The sequence below is a fragment of the Micromonospora sp. WMMA1363 genome, assembly GCF_030345795.1.
Classification (GTDB): Bacteria; Actinomycetota; Actinomycetes; order Mycobacteriales; family Micromonosporaceae; genus Micromonospora.
In genome coordinates this window covers 1,986,973-2,005,269 of the sequence record NZ_JAUALB010000001.1, presented here as the reverse complement: position 1 = coordinate 2,005,269, position 18,297 = coordinate 1,986,973, and the positions used below count along the sequence as shown (strand labels likewise).

The window sequence follows — 18,297 nt, the reverse complement described above, 5'->3', positions numbered from 1 at the left end:
CGATGGGAGGAAGCACGTGGCAGAGCAGAACCCGGTCGTGGTCCTGGTGGACGCCTATACCTCGGCCGAGTACCTGCCGCCGGAGTTCGCGGCGCTCGGCGTGGAGCTGGTGCACGTGCACAGCACGTCGGAGTTCATGCCCTCGATGCCGGCGCCGGACCTGAGCGCATACCGGGCGGCGATCGTGCACCGGGACCTCGCCACCACCGCCGAGCTGCTCGCGCGGTACGACCCGGTGTGCGTCATCGCCGGTCAGGAGCCGGTGCGCTGCTGGCCGACGCCCTGTCGCAGCGCCTCGGCCTGCTCACCAACGAGCCCGGCCGGTCTGCTGCCCGCCGGGACAAGTACGAGATGATCGAGGCGTTGCGGGTGACCGGCCTGCGCTGCGCCGCCCAGCACAAGAGTGCCGACCCGGAGGAGTTGACCGACTGGGCGGATCGGGCCGGCGACTACCCCGTGGTGGTCAAGCCGCTGACCTCGGCGGCCGGCGACAACGTCTACGTCTGCGACAACGTCTACGTCTGCGACAACGTCTACGTCTGCGACAACGTCTACGTCTGCGACAACGTCGATGAGGTGCGTGCGGCGGCCAAGGCCGTCTTCGTCGCGGAGACGATCTACGGTGATCCGAACCTGGAGGCGCTGGCCCAGGAGTACCTGTACGGCACGGAGTACGTGGTCGACATGGTCTCCTACGACAACCGTCGGTACGTCTGCGGCGTATGGGAGTACCAGAAGCGGCTGCTCCCGTCGGGCCGCAACATCTACGACCGCGAGCGCCTCCTGGCGGCGGACGAGGGCCCGGCCCCGGAGCTGATCAGCTACATCGACCAGGCCCTCGGCGTCCGGCCCCACCCACGCCGAGGTCGTGCTGACAGCTGACGGGCCAGCGCTGGTGGAAGTCGGCGCCCCGGATCGCGGGGAACATGCATCCCGGATTCCACGACCGCTGTGCCGGCGGCAACCAGGCCGCCCTGACGGCGCTGGCGTACCTGCGGCCGAAGCGCTTCCTCGACGCCTATGCCGGGCGGCGGTACGCCAAGCGCTGCGAGGCCATCTGCTACACGACGGCCACGACCCGCTACGGCCGGGTGGAAGCCGTCGACGAGGCGACGGTGGCGGAGATCGCCGACCTGCCCACCGTGTACGGGGTGAACCTCAAGCTGGGGCCCGGGGAGCAGATGCAACCCACTGTGGACCTCTACTCAAGCACGATGCGGATCTTCATGTGCGGTGCGGACATGGCGGCGATCGATCGTGACCACCGGCGTATCGAGGAGCTGAAGGACCGCGTCTACCAGCTCGACCGAAAGGGAAAGGGACCGTGAGGGCGGTCGCCGTCGTCGTTCCGCTCTCGGCGGTACGCCCGACTGACATCGCGAACGCCGCAGCGGCCTGCGGCCACACCCCGGTGTTCCTCACCCAGGCCGGCGCGACGGACCCGCCGGAGCGGGGCCGAGTACGCCGCCTTCGGGCCGGTCATCGAGTACCGCCCGGACGACCTCGCCGACGCGCTCGCCGAGCTGCGGCGGCACCGGCCCGCCGCCATCACCACGTTCACGACGGGGTGGTCACCGCGGTCACCCCGGAACGCCTCGACACCGTGTTCCGGCCCAAGGTGGACGCCGCCCGCCACCTCGACGAGCTGACCCGCCACCTCGACCTCGCCGGGTTCGTGCTGTTCTCCTCCGGCGCCGGCGTGTTCGGCGTGCCCGGCCAGGGCAACTACGCCGCCGCGAACGCCTGGCTGGACGCGCTGGCCCGGCGGCGGCGCGGCGCCGGGCTGCCCGCCCGCGCGTACGCGTGGGGGCTGTGGACGCAGGCCAGCACGCTGACCGCCGGCGTGGACCGGGCCGGCACCACCCGGGACGGTCAGCTCGCCATCCCGTCCGACCTCGGCATGGCGCTGTTCGACGCCGGCCTCGCCGCGCCGGAGGAACACCTGGTGCCGACCCGGGTCGACCGGGCCGCGGGAGGCCCTGCTCGACACGTACCAGGCGGAACGGCGTGCGCAGAAGCCCTGAGACGCCGCGGTCCCCGTCGCCCGGACCGGGCGACGGAGACCGCGGCGTGAGTCCTCAGCCGACCGCCGAGCCGGTCAACGCCGCCGAGAGGGTGCGCAGGATCGCCGGCTGGTGGGACGCCAGGAAGAAGTGCCCGCCCGGGAAGACGTGCAGGTCGAACGCGCCGGTGGTGTGCGCCGACCAGGCCTTCGCCTCGTCCACGGTGGTCTTCGGGTCGGCGTCCCCGGTGAACACGGTGACCGGGCAGCTCAGCTTCGGCCCCTCCGCGTACGCGTAGGTCTCCGCCGCCCGGTAGTCGCTGCGGATCGCCGGCAACGCGGCACGCAGCATGTCCGGGTCGCCTAGCACCGCCGAGTTGGTGCCGCTGAGCTTCTTCACGTCGGCCAGCAGCCCGTCGTCGTCGAGCAGGTGCACGGTCTCGTGCCGGTGGCACGAGGGCGCCCGACGGCCGGACGGGAACAGGTGCGCCACTGCCCCACCCTCGGCCTCGATCAGTCTCGCCACCTCGAAGCCGAGCGTCGCGCCCATGCTGTGCCCGAAAAACGCCAACGGCCGGTCCCGCCAGGGGCGCAGCACGTCGGCCACCTGCCGCGCCAGCTCACCGATCGTCGGCACGCAGGGCTCGTGCCGGCGGTCCTGCCGGCCCGGGTACTGGACGCTGAGCACCTCCACGCCCGGCGACAGCGCCCGGGACACCGGGAAGAAGAAGCTCGCCGAGCCGCCGGCGTGCGGCAGGCACACCAGCCGCGGGGCGCCTGCCGGGGCCGGGTGGAACCGGCGAACCCACAGGCCGTTGTCGTGGTCGGTCATCGTCACGCGGTCCTTCCGGCGGTGGCGCCCGCGACCCGGGCGCCAGGGTGGTCCACCGGACGTTAACCGTGCCGCCGCCGGCCCGGCCACCCCTAGCCTCTGCCCTTCGTGCGCCCAGCGGACCTGGAGGTGAGTGTGTAGCTCAGCTGCAGTCGTAAGCTCGTCGTCGCCTGCCGGTGTGAGTCCGGTCCGGGTAGCTGCCAGGAGGCCCGGTAGCAGGCTGGCGGCCCGGTCTGGAAACGGGTCGGGTCGAAGCCCAGCGTCGAAAGCCCTGTCAGGGGGAGCGACTGAGCGGTCCGTAGCATCAAGCGAAGCCTGCGGCGTCGTTAGAGGTCTCGCCTTCGGGTGGGGCAGAGGGAGTGCCGAGCCCCCGAATTCAGGGTGAAGGCCATGGAAGCGGTGTAGCGCCTGGATTGCAGCCGCGAAGAACTCCCCGGCGTATGGGGCGCGGAACGTTCAGATGGTGGCGGCGGGAACTGGGGAGACCCTCCCCAGCCCGGTGACCTGCGGATTCGTGTTGCCGGAGCGTGGCGTCCTATAACGGATGATCTCGGGAAGTGGATCGCTGGCTGGGAGGGAGTCGGAGGCGGTCGTAGTACCGATCGAGCCGGGCGGACAACATAACCGCCGGTGATGGGAAGGGCCGCTGCTTCGTCGATGCGTAGTGCTGGTGAAAGGGTGCCCGGTGAGTGCCGTTTCGGCTAGTCCCGCCGCGTTGGGGTCCGGGTTGGACCCGGTTCGAGCTTTGCAGCATGCGCTGTACCGGGCGGCCAAGGCCGATCCCGGGCGTCGGTTCTATGCGCTGCGAGACAAGGTCTTCCGCAGGGACGTCTTGTGGCGGGCGTGGGTCACGGTGCGCCGTAACAACGGCGCGCCGGGCATCGACCAGACCACCTTGGACCAGGTCGAGGAGTACGGGGTGGCCCGGCTCCTCGACGAACTGGCCGCGGAACTGCGGGACGGCGGTTATCGGCCGTTACCGGCCCGCCGGGTGTTCATCCCGAAGCCGGGAACGACCGAACGGCGGCCGTTGTCGATTCCCGCGGTTCGTGACCGTGTCGTGCAGGCAGGGGTGAAGATCGTGCTCGAGCCGGTCTTCGAAGCCGACATGCTGCCGTGCAGTTTCGGGTTCCGCCCGAAACGGTCGGTGCACGATGCCCTGCAGGTCCTCATCGATGAGTCCTGGCGGGGTCGGCGGTGGGTGGTCGAGACGGACATCGCCAACTGCTTCTCAGCGATTCCGCACGAGCAGTTGATGCAAGCAGTCCAGGAACGGGTCAGTGACCAGGCTGTCTTGAAGCTCCTGCGGGCGATGCTGCGCGCCGGGGTGATGGAGGACGGCCAGGTTCGGCGACCGGTCACCGGCAGCCCTCAAGGCGGGGTCATTTCGCCTTTGCTTTGTAACGTCTACCTGCACCGACTCGATCGGGCGTGGGACGTGCGAGCGCATGGGGTGCTGGTCCGGATCGCTGACGATCTGCTGGTGATGTGCGCCTCCCGGGCGCAGGCCGAGGCCGCATTGGCGCGGCTTCGGGACCTGCTGGCCGACCTCGGTTTGGAGCCGAAGGAGGCCAAGACCAGGATCGTGCGCCTTGCCGTCGGTGGGGAAGCTATCCACCTGCTCTTTCTGGGTGCCGGTCACGATCGGCACACCCGCAGGACGACGGCCGCCACATCGTCGCCGTCCTCCCCGAAGAACGAGTGGTACACCTGCGCGATTTCGGCCTCGCGGCCGGGGTCGATCCGTGGTCCGCCCGCCTGCAGCCGTGCCTGCTGGATCCGATGGGACACCTCGCGGCGCAGGCGCAGCAAATCAATGATGCGGAGGTCGAGGTCGTCGATCTGGGCGCGCGCCTCGCCTATGGACAGTCGGGCGTCCGGACCCGCGGTTGTCGCGGGTACCGGTGCCGTCGTGCCCGAGTCCAACACGCCTGGTCTCCCTCGTTGTTTCTCGGTGCCGTCGGCCGGATGCGTGCACCGGTTGTCGGTCACGGGGTGTCAGCGACAGCATCCCGGGTCGTGTGCGTGCGTTTCAGAGTTCGTGTTCATCGAGCAGGCGGGACAGTTCGGCGGCGATCGTGGCTGCGGGACCCGGTGTCAGCACCTCGCTGTGCCGGCAGTCGATTTCGTGGACGACGACGTCGGGCGCGAAGCGGCCCCACACGGCTGCCTTCGCCGCCGAGGAGAGGCTGCCGGGGTCCGCGGTGGCCGAGAAGAAGTGAAGCCGACCCTGGTACTCCTTGGGCTTGTACGCGACGGACAGTTCGATGTGCCTGGCGCATACGTCGACCAGGCGGCTGACCATCGGCTCGCTCCACCCGTGCATTGGGCCGTCGGAGGTGCGGACGGCGGCGACCGTCTGCGCGCGATCCAGCGTCGTGGTGGATGCAGGGACCGGCTCTCCTGGGCGGCCGTTGCGCCAGAGGATGCGCAGTGAATCCTGTTCGATGGCCTGCGTCTGTCCGGGGTCCGGCACGGGCTCGGGTGCGGCCGGCAGCGAGTCAAGCAGGGCCAGAAGCGCTACCTGCTCGCCGGCCCGCTCGAGTTGGGCTGCCATCTCGTACGCGGCCAGCCCGCCGAAGGAGCGGCCCAACAGCAGGTACGGGCCATGCGGTTGAATTGACCGGATGCGCCGGACGTACTGTGCGGCGATTCCTTCGATGCTCTCCGGCAGTTGGTCCTCGCCGGTGAGCGCGGGAGCCTGGAGAGTGTGGATCGGCCGCCCGGTCAGATGCGGCAGGAGCGCGGTGAACGACCAGCCGAGTCCCATCGCCGGGTGGATGCAGAATAGCGGGGTCCGGTCGCCGCGGTTGCTCAGCGAGAGCAGTGGGGCCAAATGGTGGTCCCGGTCGGCGGCCCCGTCCGGGCCACCCGCCAGTGCGAGGTAGGCGCCGAGTTGGGCGACTGTCGGCGCCGTGAACAGGGTCCGAAGCGGTACGTCGACGCCGAGTTCCTCGCTGACCCGGCTAACAAACCGGGCACCGAGCAGGGAGTGCCCGCCGAGGTCGAAAAAGTTGTCGTGGACGCCGATGCGGTCCTGGCCAAGGATATCGGCCCAGACACCGGCGATGAGCTTTTCGACTTCGGTGCGCGGCGCGGTGTACTCCTGGTCGAGGTCCTGGCGGTCGTTCGCGGGTTTGGGCAGGGCCCGGTGGTTGACCTTGCCGCTCTGGGTGCGGGGTACGTCGTCGAGGGAGATTATCCAGCCCGGTGTCATGTAGCCCGGAAGACTGCGTCGGCACCACTGGCGCAGGGCCACGGGGTCGAGACGCCGGCCGGGGGTGGGGACGCAGTAGGCGACGAGGCGTTGGTCGCCCGGCTCGTCCTCCCGCACGACGACGACGCTGGATGCGACGCTTTCGTGGCGGGTGAGCACTGATTCGATTTCGCCCAGTTCGATGCGTAGGCCGCGGACCTTCACCTGGCGGTCGATACGCCCGATGTATTCGATGGCCCCGTTGGTCAGCCAGCGGACGAGGTCGCCGGTTCGGTACATTCGGGCGGAGGGGTCCCGCGAGAACGGGTGGCGGATGAATCGTTCGGCGGTCAGCTCGGGCCGGTTCAGGTATCCGAGTGCGACGCCGACGCCGCCAATCCAGAGCTCGCCCGGTACCCCGATCGGGGCGAGCTGTCCGGCCTTGTCCACTATGAGCAGCTCGATGTTCGCGATGGGACGGCCGATGGGGACAACCGGTCCCGGGTCGTCCGGGCGGCACGTCCAGTGGCTTACTTCGATCGAAGCTTCCGTCGGCCCGTACAGGTTGTGCAGCGAACACGATGGTTTGGCCTCGAGAAAACGGCGTGCCAGCTCGGTCGGCAGTGCTTCGCCGCTGCAGAATACCTGCCGCAGTTCGGTGCACTCTGTGAGGTCGACCGCGTTCAGGAACTCCCGAAGCATCGACGGGATGAAGTGGACCGTGGTTATCCGCTCGGTCAGCAGTACACTTCGCAGGTATTTCGGGTCGCGGTGGCCTCCCGGCTCCGCCATGACCAACCGGGCGCCGGCCAGCAGCGGCCAGAAGAACTCCCAGATTGCGACGTCGAAGCTGTACGGCGTCTTTTGGAGGACGCGGTCGGACGGGGCGAGGCGGAAGGTCTCCTGCCCCCACAGCAGACGGTTGACGACTCCGCGGTGCGTGTTGGGAACACCCTTCGGCGTGCCGGTGGATCCAGAGGTGTACATGACGTAGGCGACGTCGTCGGGGTCAGCTGGAAAGGCGGTGCGTTCGAGCGGGGGCATGACCTCCAGCTCGTCCAGATTGATGACGGCGTCGGCCCCGGCGGGCACCCGCTCCCGCACCGGGGTGTGGGTGAGGACCACGCGCACTTCGGCGTCCGTGAGCATGAACTGGAGACGTTCGGTGGGGTACTCCGGGTCGAGCGGCACGAAGGCGGCGCCGGCCTTGAGTACGCCCAGGAGCGCGATGACGAGTTCCAACGACCGTTCCGCGCAGACGCCGACTCTGGCGCCCCGGGTCACGCCCCGCTCGTTTAGTCGGACGGCGACGTGGTTGGCGCGATCGTCAAGTTGGGCGTATGTGAGCCGCTGGTCGCGGAAGACTACGGCGGTCGCGTCCGGTGTGCGCGCCGCTTGGGTCGCGACGAGTTCGTGGATAGTGACATCGGGGTACGGAATGGCGGTGTTGTTCCAGTCGGCCACGATCTGGCTACGCTCGGCTGCGGTGAGCAGATCGACCTGCCCGATCCGCTGTCCGGGATCGGCCGTCACCTGGTCCAGCACTCGGAGATAGTGCGCGGTCAGCCGGTGAGCGGTGGTTTCCTCGAACAACTCCGTCGAGAACGTCAGCTCCCCGTCCAGTCCGCCGTCGGACCGCTCGGCCAGGGCGAGCAGGACATCGAACTTCGACGTCGTGGCCTCGATGTTCACCGGTTCGACGGTCACTCCGGGAAGTGTCCAGCGGCTTTCCTGGAAGTTCTGGAAGACGAAGCTGAGCTGGAAGAGCGGGTTGCGGGACAGGTCACGTTCCGGGGCGAGTTCTTCGACGAGGCGTTCGAAGGGCAGGTCCTGGTGGGTGTAGGCGCCGAGGGCCGTTTCTCGGACCCTGCGGAGGAGCTCTTCGAAGGTGGGATCGCCGGAGGTGTCGGTGCGCAACACCAGGGTGTTGACGAAGAAGCCGATGAGGTCTTCGGATTCGGCCCGGCTGCGTCCCGCGACCGGTGAGCCCACCACGACGTCGTCCTGGCCGCTCCAGCGGGACAGCACGATCTGGAACGCGGCGAGGGCGGCCATGAACAGTGAGGCGCCCTGACCCGTGGCGATGCCGGCCAGTCGGTGGGCGACCGTCGCGGGAACGCGGAACTCCAGGGAGCCGCCTGCCCCCGAGCGGTCCAGCGGCCTCGGCCGGTCAGTGGGCAGCTCCAGCGGTTCCATGTCCGCCAACCGCTCCCGCCAGTACCCGAGTTGGCGTTCGAGGATGTCGCGAGTCAGCCAGTCCCGCTGCCAGGCCGCATAGTCGGCGTACTGCACCGGAAGGTCGGCAAGGGCTGCGGGTCGGCCGGTCAGGGCGGCGTCGTAGAACTCCCGGAGTTCGCGGGTGAGGACCTCCATCGACCAGCCGTCGGCGGCGATGTGATGGACTGCGACCAGCAGTAGATGGTCGTCCTCAGCCAGGCGCACCACCGTCACCCGCAGCGGCTGGTCGACGGCGAGATCAAACCCAAGCGCCGCGTCCCGCTCGACCGCTGCCAGCGCGATCCGCTCCCGCTCGTCAGCATCCGACTCACCGCTCACGTGGACGACGCTCACCCTCACCCGGGGATCCGCGTCGATCACCTGGACCGGTTCCTCGTCGACCACGTCGAACCGGGTCCGCAGCACCTCGTGGCGCTGCACCAGGCTGCGGAACGCCGACTCCAAAGCTGCGACATCCAGCTCGCCGCGTACCCGAAACGCACAGGGAATCACGTACTCGGAGCTCAGCGGCACCAGTCGGTCGAGCAACCACAACCGCAGCTGTGCGAACGACAGACGCGTCGCCGCTGACCGGTCACGCCGCGGGATCGACGCGCTTCCTCGCCGTTCACGTACCCGGGCGAGCAACCGCGTTTCGACGGCCGTCCTGTTCATAACGCCTCCTCTTCGTCTAGCCACCGCGCGGCACCTACCCGGAGGTGTTTTCGCGCGCTCCGCGCCCGCGACCCGTTTCAGGCTTCGGCGCGATTTTTCTCAGATTCTGGAAGCGCGGCGAACTGCTCCAGTACGTGGTCCGCGAGGCCGGCCACTGTGGGGGCCTCGAAGAACGCCCGCAGATCCACCTCCAATCCGGTGAGCAACTGGATCCGGTTGATGACCCGGGTCACCTGGAGGGACTGCCCGCCGAGATCGAAGAAGTCATCGTGAACACCGATCCGGTCTCGGCCGAGGGCTTCGGCCCAGACATCGGCGATGAGATGTTCAACCTCGGTGCGCGGCGCGATATATGGCTGAACGGCATCGGAGAGGTCGACGTTGTCCGGCTGTGTCATGGTGCTCCTTCGGGCCGAGATGGACTCGTGGGTCGGAGATCGGATCGTCGGGACGCGGTCCGAGGCCGTCCGCCTGCGTCAGGCCACGACGGAATGGGGCAGACAGTCGAGAAGGGAACGCTCGAGATTCCGCAGGAACTCCACGATCTCGGCAGACGTGAGTGCCGCGGTATCCGCCCGCAAGGTAATGAAGAAGTCCGTCGCGTCGCCGTGCGCGTCGAGGTAGAACCGCTCGTTCTCCACGGGAGTCCCACCGACGTACTCGTACCGCGATCCCGTCAGAAGACGTTCGGCCTCGACCCTGGTAGCTCGCGTATCGCCCTGGTCCACTGAGCCCTCGACCGCAGAGAGGTTGAGGTTAAACACGCAGGCCAACATGGTCTCGGCCGCCTCCGCACCGTATGAATCGCGAAGCATCTGGGTTAGGTCGTCGGGGTGGCAGTGCCCGGCCAGGGCCGCAAGCATTCCCGTTCGGTGACACCGGGAGATGAGCCTGTGCGGCGACATCTCCGAAACGTCAAGGGCGGCCGGCACGCCCTGGACCAGGGTGCCGGCGTACCGCATGGACTCGGGGTCGTATCGGTGGCTCGCCGCCAGGACGATGCCGCACGTCTGGCTCCCGCTCCTCTTGGCGAGTAGCGACGCGGCAAAGGCGAGGATGACCGACGAGGTGCTTACTCCCAGTTCCTGAGCGAGTGTCAGGGACGCGACGCGCACCGCGGAGGAGTGCATCGCGAACGTCTTGTACCGCGGACTCTCTGGGCGGCGACCCGCATAGGGAAGCGGATCGTCGGGAAACTTCGCGAGTTCCTTCTCCCAGTACCGGACGCCGCGCGCCGAGCGCTGCACGCCCTTGGCGTCCTGCTCTTCGAGTGCACGGTCCGCCGGGTGGGTCAACTTTCCGGGTGCCGAGTCGACCGCGTCGGACGACCGTCCGCTCAGGAAGGACCGGAAGTCGTCCAGGACGGAAACCATGCCGTGGCAGTCCATGGCCATATGGAAGGCGCACAGGACGACGAACCTCGGAATGCCGTCCGAGGCGATCACGGTTGTCCGGAGGGACAGCTCGGGCAGGGTGAAGGGCAGGTTGTTGAACTCCGCTTCGGCGGTAGCGGCGGCTTCTTTCGCGTCGACCGCGTCGACGTCCCGCACCTCGACCCGGAGGTGACCCTCGGCGAAAACCATCTGTTGGGGCACCCCGTCGGCAGTGATGGAGTACTTGGATCTGAATGTCTCGTATCGGTTGAGAACCGCAGCAAGACCGTTGGTGACGGCGGAGATGCCGCACCCGCCGGGCACCGCGACGATGTAGCTGCCACTCAGATCGGCATAGTGGGGAGCCCGCGCCACCACCGACTCCCATACCCAGTGCTGTCCCCAGGTGAGCGGGAAAACTCCTGAGCGTGTTCCCTTGAACGGAATGTTCAGAAAGTAGGGTGCGGTGGTCACGCGGACGCCCCTCCGTCCACGGGGATCAGCGCACCACTCAGATAGGATGCGGCCGGCGAGAGTACGAAAGCCGCGACCCGGCCGAATTCACTGGGATCGCCCGAGCGTCCCAGCGGGATCGCCGCAGTCGTGGAACCGGCGGGGCCCCCGTCGACGTAGCTGGTGCGTTCCGTGGTGATGCGTCCGGGCAGCAACGCGTTGACTCTGATGCCACGGCTGCCAAGCCGGGTCGCCATGGTCCTTGTCACCATGGCAAGGCCGGGCCGTAGGCCGTTCGAGATGTCGAGCCCGGGGATCGGAACGTGCACCGAGGTGGATAGGACGAAGGCGATCGAGCCGTCCTCCGCGAGGTTCTCGGCGATCGCCCGTGCCACCCGAACAGCTCCGAGGAACACTGATTCGAACGAGTGCCGCCAGGTGTCGTCGGAAATCTCCAGCACGCTTCCGAGCGGCGGCCCTCCGCCGTTGATGAGCGCCCCGTCGAGGCGCTCCCAACGGTCGAGGGCCGCGGCCACCAGACGCGCCGGACTCGTCGGGTCGGCATTGTCGGCCAGGACTCCCGCGGCCTGCGGCGCGCCGAGCGCCTCGACCGCGGCGGCAAGGCGCCCTGCGTCCCGCCCCGACACCACCACCCGTGCTCCCTCAGCCGTCAGCGACCGCGCGACGGCGAATCCCAGGCCGCGGGTGCCGCCGCTGACGACGTAGACGCGGTCTGTAAGCCCCAGGTCCATGATCGATTCCCATCTGGAAACTTCGAGTTCCTCGCGGTGTCCCGGACCATCGCGGTCCGGACGCCCGGCTCAGTCCTGCGCCTTGTGGCGATCGGACTCCTCGAAGATCTCGACGACATAGGTGCCGGGATCCACGACCGCCGAGTGTTCTTCCTGGTCTCCGATGGTGAACGTTTCTCCAGCCAGCCACGCCTTGGTCTCGCCCTCGATCGTCATGACGGTGCGACCGCCGAGGACGAATCCCATTTGTGGCCCGTGCCGGTGCGGTTGCACCTCGGCTCCGTTGGGGAACTCCCAGAGCACGACCTGGCCATGGGGGCTGGACAGCAACCAGCCGACGGCGCCCGGAAACGGGGTGTTGATCTGGGGAAGCTTCTTAACCCACTCTGGGTACATTCGCAATGCTCCTTGTCTTCTCAACGTTGAGATGGGGCGGATGCCGTGTCGGCGGGCAGCGCGTCAGCCGGAGAATCCTGGACGGCTTGGTAGAGGGTCCACACCATCGTCGGATGGAAGTACTCGACCGGCTCGAGCGGGGACTCGGCGACCACGTCCACCGAGCCGATGCAGGCGTCGACTCGCCCGCTCGTCGCCACTTCGACGGCCAACGGCTTGGAATTGACGAAGGTGATGTCCACGCCGGCACAGGCTCGCCGCGCGAACGCGGCGGTGGCCGGATGCAACGCGATCGACCGTACGGACCGGCGATCCGCGACCCGGTTGCGGTTGATGGCCAGGCACATCGTCTTGGTGGGACTTTCCCAGACGTCCACGATGCGCATCCGACCGAGGAGCCGGAAGTGCATGTCCACCCAACTGTCGGCCAGCTTGCCGTCCTGGAATTCGAGGTATCCAGCGGGAACGAGCGCGTACCCGTTGGTTTCCAGGGCATGTTCGACAGCTGCGGCGAACGAGGGGAACAGCAGGACCTGGGAGCAGTGCTTCCCGGCTTCGTACGCCGAGTCGGTCCCACTAGGGCCCAGCGTTGAAATGACGCCATTGAGCGTTGTCGCGTTACCGGACATTACCGACGACACCATGTTTCTCCTGCGCGTTGCGTCCCCGTGGTGTGGGACGTGGGGTTCCAGACAGCGTTATCGCGAGACCGTGTGTGCGCGGCCCGAGGAACGCGCATCCGGCCTTGAACCGTTCGTAGCGGCGGGTTGTCAGGCGAGTCATCCCATACGGCTCCCACTCCACGCCCGCCAGAGTTCGGCGTAGCGACCATCGAGCGCCAGCAGTCGGTCATGGGTTCCCTCCTCGACGATCTTTCCGTCGCGCATGACGAGGATCCGGTCGGCCAACCGAGCCTGGGTCAGGCGGTGGGCCACCACGAGGGCGGTACGCCCCCGCATCGCCGCCTCGGTGGCTCGCTCGAGGACGCGGGCACCTGTCGAACCGGCTTCCGCCGTGGCCTCGTCCATCACGACGAACCACGGATCGCCGAGTACGATCCGCGCTAGCGCGAGGTGTTGTACCTGATCGGGTGTCAGCTGGTGCCCGGCGTCCCCGATGACCGTGTCGACTCCGTCGGGCAGCGCGGCGACCCACCGGTCCGCGAAGGTGGCGGTGAGTGCCTGCTGGACGGCCTCGTCACCGGCCTCGGGCTTCGCGAGCGTCAGGAAGTCCCGTACGGTTCCGGCGAAGGCATGGGCGTCCTGGGTGACCAGGAACACCCGGGAGTGCGCTGTTGATAAGGCGGGGTCGCGTGGCTTGGTGTCGACCAGCACCGTACCCGAAGTGGGTCGCAGCATCCCGGCGGCGATAGCGCCGAGAGTCGTCTTGCCCGCGCCGGTCGCCCCGACCAGGGCGATCCGCTCTCCGGCGGCGATCCGCAGGTTGATGTCGTGTAGGACCGGCTTGCCGGGCAGGTATTCGTGACCGACCCCGACGAGAGTGATCTCGCCCTGTTTGACCATGGTGTCCCCGTCCGGCGCAGCTGATCGCGGCAGAGAGGCGATGCCAACGAGCCGGGACAGCGCCGCGCCCATCGACTGGAAGCGGTCGAGGGTGAAGAGCAGCCCGCCGATCGGAGCGAACAGTCGAAGGAAGTACAGCGCGGCGGCAGTGACGGCGCCGACCGTCGTGGCGTGGCCGCGCATGACCAGGAACCCCACGCACAGCACCATGGCCAGCCCGGTGAACTCAGCCAGGTTGTTGCGGTTGAGGAACCCGAGGCTGAGCCGGTAGACCGAGACCGACACGTCCGCGGAGCGCTTGGAGGTGTCGTCGATCTGCCGTAGCAGCGCGGCATCGATCCCGAACGCCCGGGCCGTGGGGGCACCGTTGACACCGGTGAGGAGTGCTTCGGCGCGTTCTCCGTGGGCGATCCGCTGCTCGCGGTAGAGCGGGCGCGAGCGCGGCAGGTACCAACGCACGCTCAGGACATACACCGGCGCTGCGGCGAGTATGGCCAGTCCGAGGCGCCAGTCGAGGGCCAGCACACCGGCAATCGTGAACACGACGGCGACGGCTGCGTTCGCGATCACCGGCACGGCGCCCTTCATCCCGTCGGACACTGTCCGTACGTCGTCGGAGAGCCGAGAGAGCAGATCACCAGTGGTGGAGCGCTCGATCCGGTCGGCGGGCAGGTGCAGGGCCCGGCTGAGCACCTGCTCCCGCAATTCGGCCAAAGCAGGCTCACCCACCCGCGCTAGCATGACCACGGCCACACCGCCGAACAGCGCGCCCGCCACGGCGGCACCGGCGATGAACAGCACGGAGGACACGAGGGCGTTTCGGTCGACCCCGACGTCGTCGGTGATCGCGCCGAGGATCCAGGGGGCGACGAGGCCGGCGGCGCCCGCCAGGACGAACATGAGAGCCATGATCGCGCTCGCCCCGGGGTCGGCCGCCAGCATGCGCCGCACGAACGAGTACGTCTGCCGGGCGGTGGCGATCGGCAGGAGCTGCGCGTCCTGCCTCATCGCAACACCAGCTCCTCGTACGACGGATGGCTGAGCAACTTCCGGTGGGTCCCGACACCCGCCACCCGGCCGTCTTCCACATGCACCACCCGGTCGGCTTGGGCCAGCAGCGCCGGGCTGGTGGTGAACACCCAGGTCGTGCGCGAGCCCGACTGGTGACGCAGTGCCTTGATGCCAACCGCGATCCGCTGCTCCGTCACCGCGTCCACCGCGGTGGTCGGATTGTCCAGCACGAGGATCGAGGGATCGGCCGCCAGCGCCCGGGCGAGCGCGATCCGTTGCCGCTGCCCGCCGGAGTAGGTGCTGCCTTTCGCTGCCACCCGTTGGTCAAGGCCACTGTCGTACAGGCGCACGATGTCGTGCGCTGCCGCGGCGTCGAGGATCCGTGCGAGTTCGGCGTCGTCATGCCGGCCGTCCGAGTCGAGGTTGCTGCGCAGCGTTCCGTGAAGCAGGTCGGTCTGATGGGGATTCACCAGTAGGCGTTCGTGGCGCGCCGCGAAGCTCAGCTCGCTGATCGCCACCCCGTCGAGGCGGACCCCGCCGGTGACGTCCTCGGCGGGAACCTCGCCGACCAGCAGTTGCATCAGGGTTCTGGTAGCGGCTGGGTCGTCGACCGCGAGGCAGAGCAGTTCGCCCGGCCGCGATGCGAGGGAGAAATCGTGCAGCGCGCCGGCGGTCACCCGGTCCAGGGAGATCTCCGGTACGGCGAGCGGCGGATGCGCGGTTCCGGCCGTCAGCAACGGTGGCGTGCGCAGGAAGTCGACGATCCGGGCGGCCGAGGCGTGGCTCTCCGCCACCAGGGCGCCGACCTGACCGAGGGTCTGGATGGGGACCGCGTAGAACTGGGTGAGGCCGACGATCGCGATCAGCTGGCCGATGGTGATGGAGTGCTCCAACGCCCGTTCGCCGGCGAGCAGGGTGACCGCGGCCAGGAACAGCCCACTGAGACCGGTGGACATCGCTTTCATGAGCGCCTGGGATCCGGCCACCCGGATGCCTGCGACCTTGGCGACCTGGCTTCGCTCCCGGTAGCGCGCGACGGCTTCGTTTTCGGCGCCGATGCCCTTGATGACCCGCAGACCGCGCACCAGATCAGCGGCCGCCGCGCTGGTGGCGGCGATCCGGCTGCGCTGATCAACGCTGCGACGGGAGATCACCGGCGTGACCAGCTGGGTGATGAACAGTACGAGAGGCGCGCCGAGCAACACGGTTAGCCCGATGACGACATCGATGCGTAGGAGCACGACGGCGCTTACCGCCACGGCGCTGGCGGAGGCGAACGTGTACGCGGCCGACTGGGCCAGCGTGCCGACGCCGTCGGCATCGCCGGTGGCCAGGGAGAGGGTCGCGCCGGGCAGCATGCCGGTACGCGCACCGCGCGGACGAAGCACGTGCCGGGCGATTTCGGATCGGAGCCGATTTGCCTCGAACTGATCGATCCGGTACGCGACGAGCGCGCCGCACCGATAGGCGAACATCAGCGAGGCGAATACCAGGGCCAACAGCGACCCCCACGTGACCAGGGCGCCGACGCTGCCCGATACGACCGCGTGGTCGATGAGCGCGCCGACCACGACGGGAACCATCGCCTCGGACAGCTGCCACACCGAGAGCAGGGTGAAGGACGCCGCCACTCCGGAAGCGTTGCGGCGCATCACCCGTGACAGTAGACCTCGCGCCGACGCGGGCGCCTGAACCGCCAGATCACCGACGGGGGACGGAGGCATTAGCCGGCCTCCGGCTGGTGCCGATGGGAGTCGGTCGGGGCATCCGCGTGCAAAGCCGCGGCGCTCTCGACCGTCATCCGACCCTGCGCCCGGCATCGCAGCCGCCCGACCTCGGTGCTCGGCGCGCCCGTCACGGCGACCGGGTTGGTGTACAGCACGCCTTCCGACCAGATGTAACGCGTTCCGCCCCAGCGCGCGGCCGAGGCGACGTCGGGGAAGAAGCCGCGTCCCTCGAAGTTCGCGCTGGTGTTGCACAGTACGGGTACACCACTAATCTCCGCGTACGCAGCCAGGACGCGGGCCGTGGCGGCCTGCTGACGCTCGTCGATGGTCTGTAGCCTGGCGGTGCCGTCCAGGTGAACGACGGCCGGGACGCGCTCGGCCCACCCGGGCCGCATGCGGTGCTCGAACAGCATGTACGGGTCCGGCGTGCCGGGGTCGAACACCTCGGGCGCGCGAGCCTCGAGGCAGATCGGAGCCACCGGCCGGTAGTCGGCCCGGTTTTTGATCGCGTTGAGCCGCGCCTTCATCCCGGGTTCGGTGGCGGGTGCCAGGATGCTCCGGTTGCCCAGGGCCCGCGGGCCCAGTTCGGCACGGCCCGACAGGACGACCACCGGCTCGCCCTCGGTGTGCAGCAGGTGCGCCAGCTGCCGCTCGTCGCAGGGCTGAGCCTGCCATCCGCCGGGTACCGGCCCGGCAACCAGCGTCGGTCCGCTGCGGACATCCCACTCCAACGTGAGGTTTCCGCGGTGGAACGACTCGCACACGGCCGTGCCGATTGCCGCTCCGGCGTCGTTCGGGAACGGCGGGACGAACACATCCTGGAAGAGCCCGCTGGCGCGGATCGCACTGTTCCACTTGATGTTGAGCGCGCAGCCCCCGCCGAGTACCAGATTGGTGCGCTGTCCCGGGAACCGCCGCTCCACCACCGCCGCGAGGCGATCGAGTAGCCTCCGGCCGAGGTAGTCCTGGAAGGTGGCGATGATGTCGGCGTCGGACATCCCCGGCATGAGCTCGTCCCGGTTCGACGCGACCTTCGAGCCGAGAATGCGCGCGTTTTCCGTGTCGACGCCGGGGAAGCCGGAGATGAGTTCGTCGAGGAGGGAGAACGCGTCAGGCTCGGCCTTGCCCAGCGCCGCATACGCCATCGCCTTCCCCGCAATGGAGAGGTGATGACGTATCACCTCGTCTGCAGACAGTCCGCTGACGTCAGCCGAGAACGGCCCGAACGCGGCGGAGAAGTCCGCGAAGCTGTTGCCCGTGATGGGCATCAGAGCAGATACCAGTGTCACCTCGCGGCTGTCGGCCCGCACCTGGTAGAGCCGCGGCACGATGCCGCCGTCCCACATCAGGGCGAGCGCGTCCTCGCCACGGGCGGCGATGGGGCTGGCACAGTACGCGCCGAGAAGGTGGTTGGTCACATGGTTGAAGCTGACGTGTCCGACGCCGCCTATGAAGGGGCCGTCGAACCGGTGCCGCTGCAGCGGTCCCTCGTCGCCGGGGCTTTCCACGTAGGGCGCGACGGCCAGCTCCACCGGCCGGTCTCCGTCGTGCAGCGTGACGGCGCGGGCGCCACTCGCGCCGGTCGTGTACCACCCGTCCACAACGAACTGGTCGACGTCGGCCGGTGACAGTCCCTCGCTGGCGAGAATATCGACTACGCGTCGCAGGTCATCCAGGGAACTGTAGCGGGCGCCGTTATCAAGCTTCTCCGTTTCGACGCTGAACCGGAGGCGACCGTCCTCTATGACCGCAACCGCGCCGTCGTGCGACGCCTTGATACCGCAGATGAGCACAGGTTCCCCTTTGCCACTCGGACACCGGTCCAGTGATCCTGATGAGCCGTTGAAGATTTGCCAAAAGAATGAGCTAACGCCTCGCGAAGCATTCTCCGGCCGCGCGAATTCCGGCCGACCAACGAATCGATGCACGCCTAGGGTGGGCGTAGCCGGCGGAGTCGTGCGGTTGAGCTCCGCACTCGCGCGAGCATGCCCGCGCGCAGCACGAAAACGCTGATGAAAGTGGTGGAGTCGACTCCACCGCAAGCTGCGCCAGCAGGCTTATAGCCAAGAACTGGCTGAATTAAGGTTCGCCCCCGTGTCCTGTCCCGCTGATCCCCCCCAAGCCGCGGTACTCGCTACGT

At 68.4% G+C, this 18,297-nt stretch carries 15 protein-coding genes and 1 pseudogene; 5 read left to right on the top strand and 11 right to left on the bottom strand.

The features are described 5' to 3' along the window. Positions 1 to 16 precede the first annotated feature (16 nt). The 4 genes from QTQ03_RS09135 to QTQ03_RS30605 are packed head-to-tail and all read left to right on the top strand — an operon-like array spanning position 17 to position 2,074. Entirely contained in the window at positions 17 to 355 is a 339-nt protein-coding gene (locus tag QTQ03_RS09135) for a hypothetical protein (RefSeq protein ID WP_289277603.1), read from the top strand. Further along, positions 238 to 882, top strand: coding sequence for a hypothetical protein (locus tag QTQ03_RS09130; RefSeq protein WP_289277602.1), 645 nt, complete (start codon positions 238 to 240; stop codon positions 880 to 882). Before QTQ03_RS09135 ends, QTQ03_RS09130 begins: the two co-directional genes overlap by 118 nt. 44 nt (positions 883 to 926) lie before the next feature. After that, complete coding sequence (locus QTQ03_RS09125) at positions 927 to 1,328, top strand: hypothetical protein (protein ID WP_289277601.1); 402 nt, start codon at positions 927 to 929, stop codon at positions 1,326 to 1,328. Further along, positions 1,325 to 2,074 (top strand): KR domain-containing protein, encoded by a 750-nt coding sequence (locus QTQ03_RS30605; RefSeq protein ID WP_502889720.1) that lies wholly within the window; start codon positions 1,325 to 1,327, stop codon positions 2,072 to 2,074. Before QTQ03_RS09125 ends, QTQ03_RS30605 begins: the two co-directional genes overlap by 4 nt. Before the next feature lie 4 nt (positions 2,075 to 2,078). On the opposite strand, the gene QTQ03_RS09115 is transcribed toward QTQ03_RS30605, so the two are convergent. Then, complete coding sequence (locus QTQ03_RS09115) at positions 2,079 to 2,834, bottom strand: thioesterase II family protein (RefSeq protein WP_289277600.1); 756 nt, start codon at positions 2,832 to 2,834, stop codon at positions 2,079 to 2,081. A gap of 664 nt (positions 2,835 to 3,498) precedes the next feature. Here QTQ03_RS09115 and ltrA point away from each other — a divergent pair. Next, positions 3,499 to 4,437: pseudogene (gene ltrA, locus QTQ03_RS09110) on the top strand (group II intron reverse transcriptase/maturase); the annotation flags it as partial. 35 nt (positions 4,438 to 4,472) lie between these two features. Here the strand turns inward: ltrA and QTQ03_RS09105 are convergent. From QTQ03_RS09105 to QTQ03_RS09060, 10 genes are all read right to left on the bottom strand, one after another. After that, positions 4,473 to 4,763, bottom strand: a complete 291-nt coding sequence (locus QTQ03_RS09105; protein ID WP_289277599.1) for a chorismate mutase — start codon at positions 4,761 to 4,763, stop codon at positions 4,473 to 4,475. A gap of 103 nt (positions 4,764 to 4,866) precedes the next feature. Then, entirely contained in the window at positions 4,867 to 8,922 is a 4,056-nt protein-coding gene (locus QTQ03_RS09100; RefSeq protein ID WP_289277598.1) for a non-ribosomal peptide synthetase, read from the bottom strand. A gap of 77 nt (positions 8,923 to 8,999) precedes the next feature. After that, complete coding sequence (locus QTQ03_RS09095; protein WP_289277597.1) at positions 9,000 to 9,320, bottom strand: phosphopantetheine-binding protein; 321 nt, start codon at positions 9,318 to 9,320, stop codon at positions 9,000 to 9,002. Positions 9,321 to 9,398: 78 nt separating this feature from the next. Then, positions 9,399 to 10,769 (bottom strand): condensation domain-containing protein, encoded by a 1,371-nt coding sequence (locus QTQ03_RS09090; RefSeq protein ID WP_289277596.1) that lies wholly within the window; start codon positions 10,767 to 10,769, stop codon positions 9,399 to 9,401. After that, complete coding sequence (locus QTQ03_RS09085; protein WP_289277595.1) at positions 10,766 to 11,500, bottom strand: SDR family NAD(P)-dependent oxidoreductase; 735 nt, start codon at positions 11,498 to 11,500, stop codon at positions 10,766 to 10,768. Before QTQ03_RS09085 ends, QTQ03_RS09090 begins: the two co-directional genes overlap by 4 nt. Positions 11,501 to 11,569: 69 nt before the next feature. Further along, entirely contained in the window at positions 11,570 to 11,896 is a 327-nt protein-coding gene (locus tag QTQ03_RS09080; RefSeq protein ID WP_289277594.1) for a cupin domain-containing protein, read from the bottom strand. A gap of 20 nt (positions 11,897 to 11,916) precedes the next feature. After that, on the bottom strand, positions 11,917 to 12,540 hold the full coding sequence (locus QTQ03_RS09075) for a hypothetical protein (RefSeq protein WP_289277593.1): 624 nt from the start codon (positions 12,538 to 12,540) through the stop codon (positions 11,917 to 11,919). Positions 12,541 to 12,675: 135 nt separating this feature from the next. Continuing rightward, positions 12,676 to 14,427 carry an ABC transporter ATP-binding protein gene (locus QTQ03_RS09070; protein ID WP_289277592.1) on the bottom strand — a complete coding sequence of 584 codons (1,752 nt, stop codon included), beginning with the start codon at positions 14,425 to 14,427 and terminating at the stop codon, positions 12,676 to 12,678. Then, the gene (locus QTQ03_RS09065; protein WP_289277591.1) at positions 14,424 to 16,082 is read right to left on the bottom strand and encodes an ABC transporter transmembrane domain-containing protein; all 1,659 of its coding nucleotides are present in this window, start codon (positions 16,080 to 16,082) and stop codon (positions 14,424 to 14,426) included. Before QTQ03_RS09065 ends, QTQ03_RS09070 begins: the two co-directional genes overlap by 4 nt. Positions 16,083 to 16,153: 71 nt before the next feature. Further along, the gene (locus tag QTQ03_RS09060) at positions 16,154 to 18,085 is read right to left on the bottom strand and encodes a carbamoyltransferase N-terminal domain-containing protein (RefSeq protein ID WP_289277590.1); all 1,932 of its coding nucleotides are present in this window, start codon (positions 18,083 to 18,085) and stop codon (positions 16,154 to 16,156) included. Between the last annotated feature and the right edge of the window lie 212 nt (positions 18,086 to 18,297).

Bases quoted from the DNA above. Each gene is read 5' to 3' on its own strand.
- QTQ03_RS09115 (WP_289277600.1), bottom strand. From the start codon at position 2,834: ATGACCGACCACGACAACGGCCTGTGGGTTCGCCGGTTCCACCCGGCC.
- QTQ03_RS09080 (WP_289277594.1), bottom strand. From the start codon at position 11,896: ATGTACCCAGAGTGGGTTAAGAAGCTTCCCCAGATCAACACCCCGTTT.
- QTQ03_RS09070 (WP_289277592.1), bottom strand. From the start codon at position 14,427: ATGAGGCAGGACGCGCAGCTCCTGCCGATCGCCACCGCCCGGCAGACG.
- QTQ03_RS09085 (WP_289277595.1), bottom strand. From the start codon at position 11,500: ATGGACCTGGGGCTTACAGACCGCGTCTACGTCGTCAGCGGCGGCACC.
- QTQ03_RS09100 (WP_289277598.1), bottom strand. From the start codon at position 8,922: ATGAACAGGACGGCCGTCGAAACGCGGTTGCTCGCCCGGGTACGTGAA.
- QTQ03_RS09095 (WP_289277597.1), bottom strand. From the start codon at position 9,320: ATGACACAGCCGGACAACGTCGACCTCTCCGATGCCGTTCAGCCATAT.
- QTQ03_RS09125 (WP_289277601.1), top strand. From the start codon at position 927: ATGCATCCCGGATTCCACGACCGCTGTGCCGGCGGCAACCAGGCCGCC.
- QTQ03_RS09075 (WP_289277593.1), bottom strand. From the start codon at position 12,540: ATGGTGTCGTCGGTAATGTCCGGTAACGCGACAACGCTCAATGGCGTC.
- QTQ03_RS09065 (WP_289277591.1), bottom strand. From the start codon at position 16,082: ATGCGCCGCAACGCTTCCGGAGTGGCGGCGTCCTTCACCCTGCTCTCG.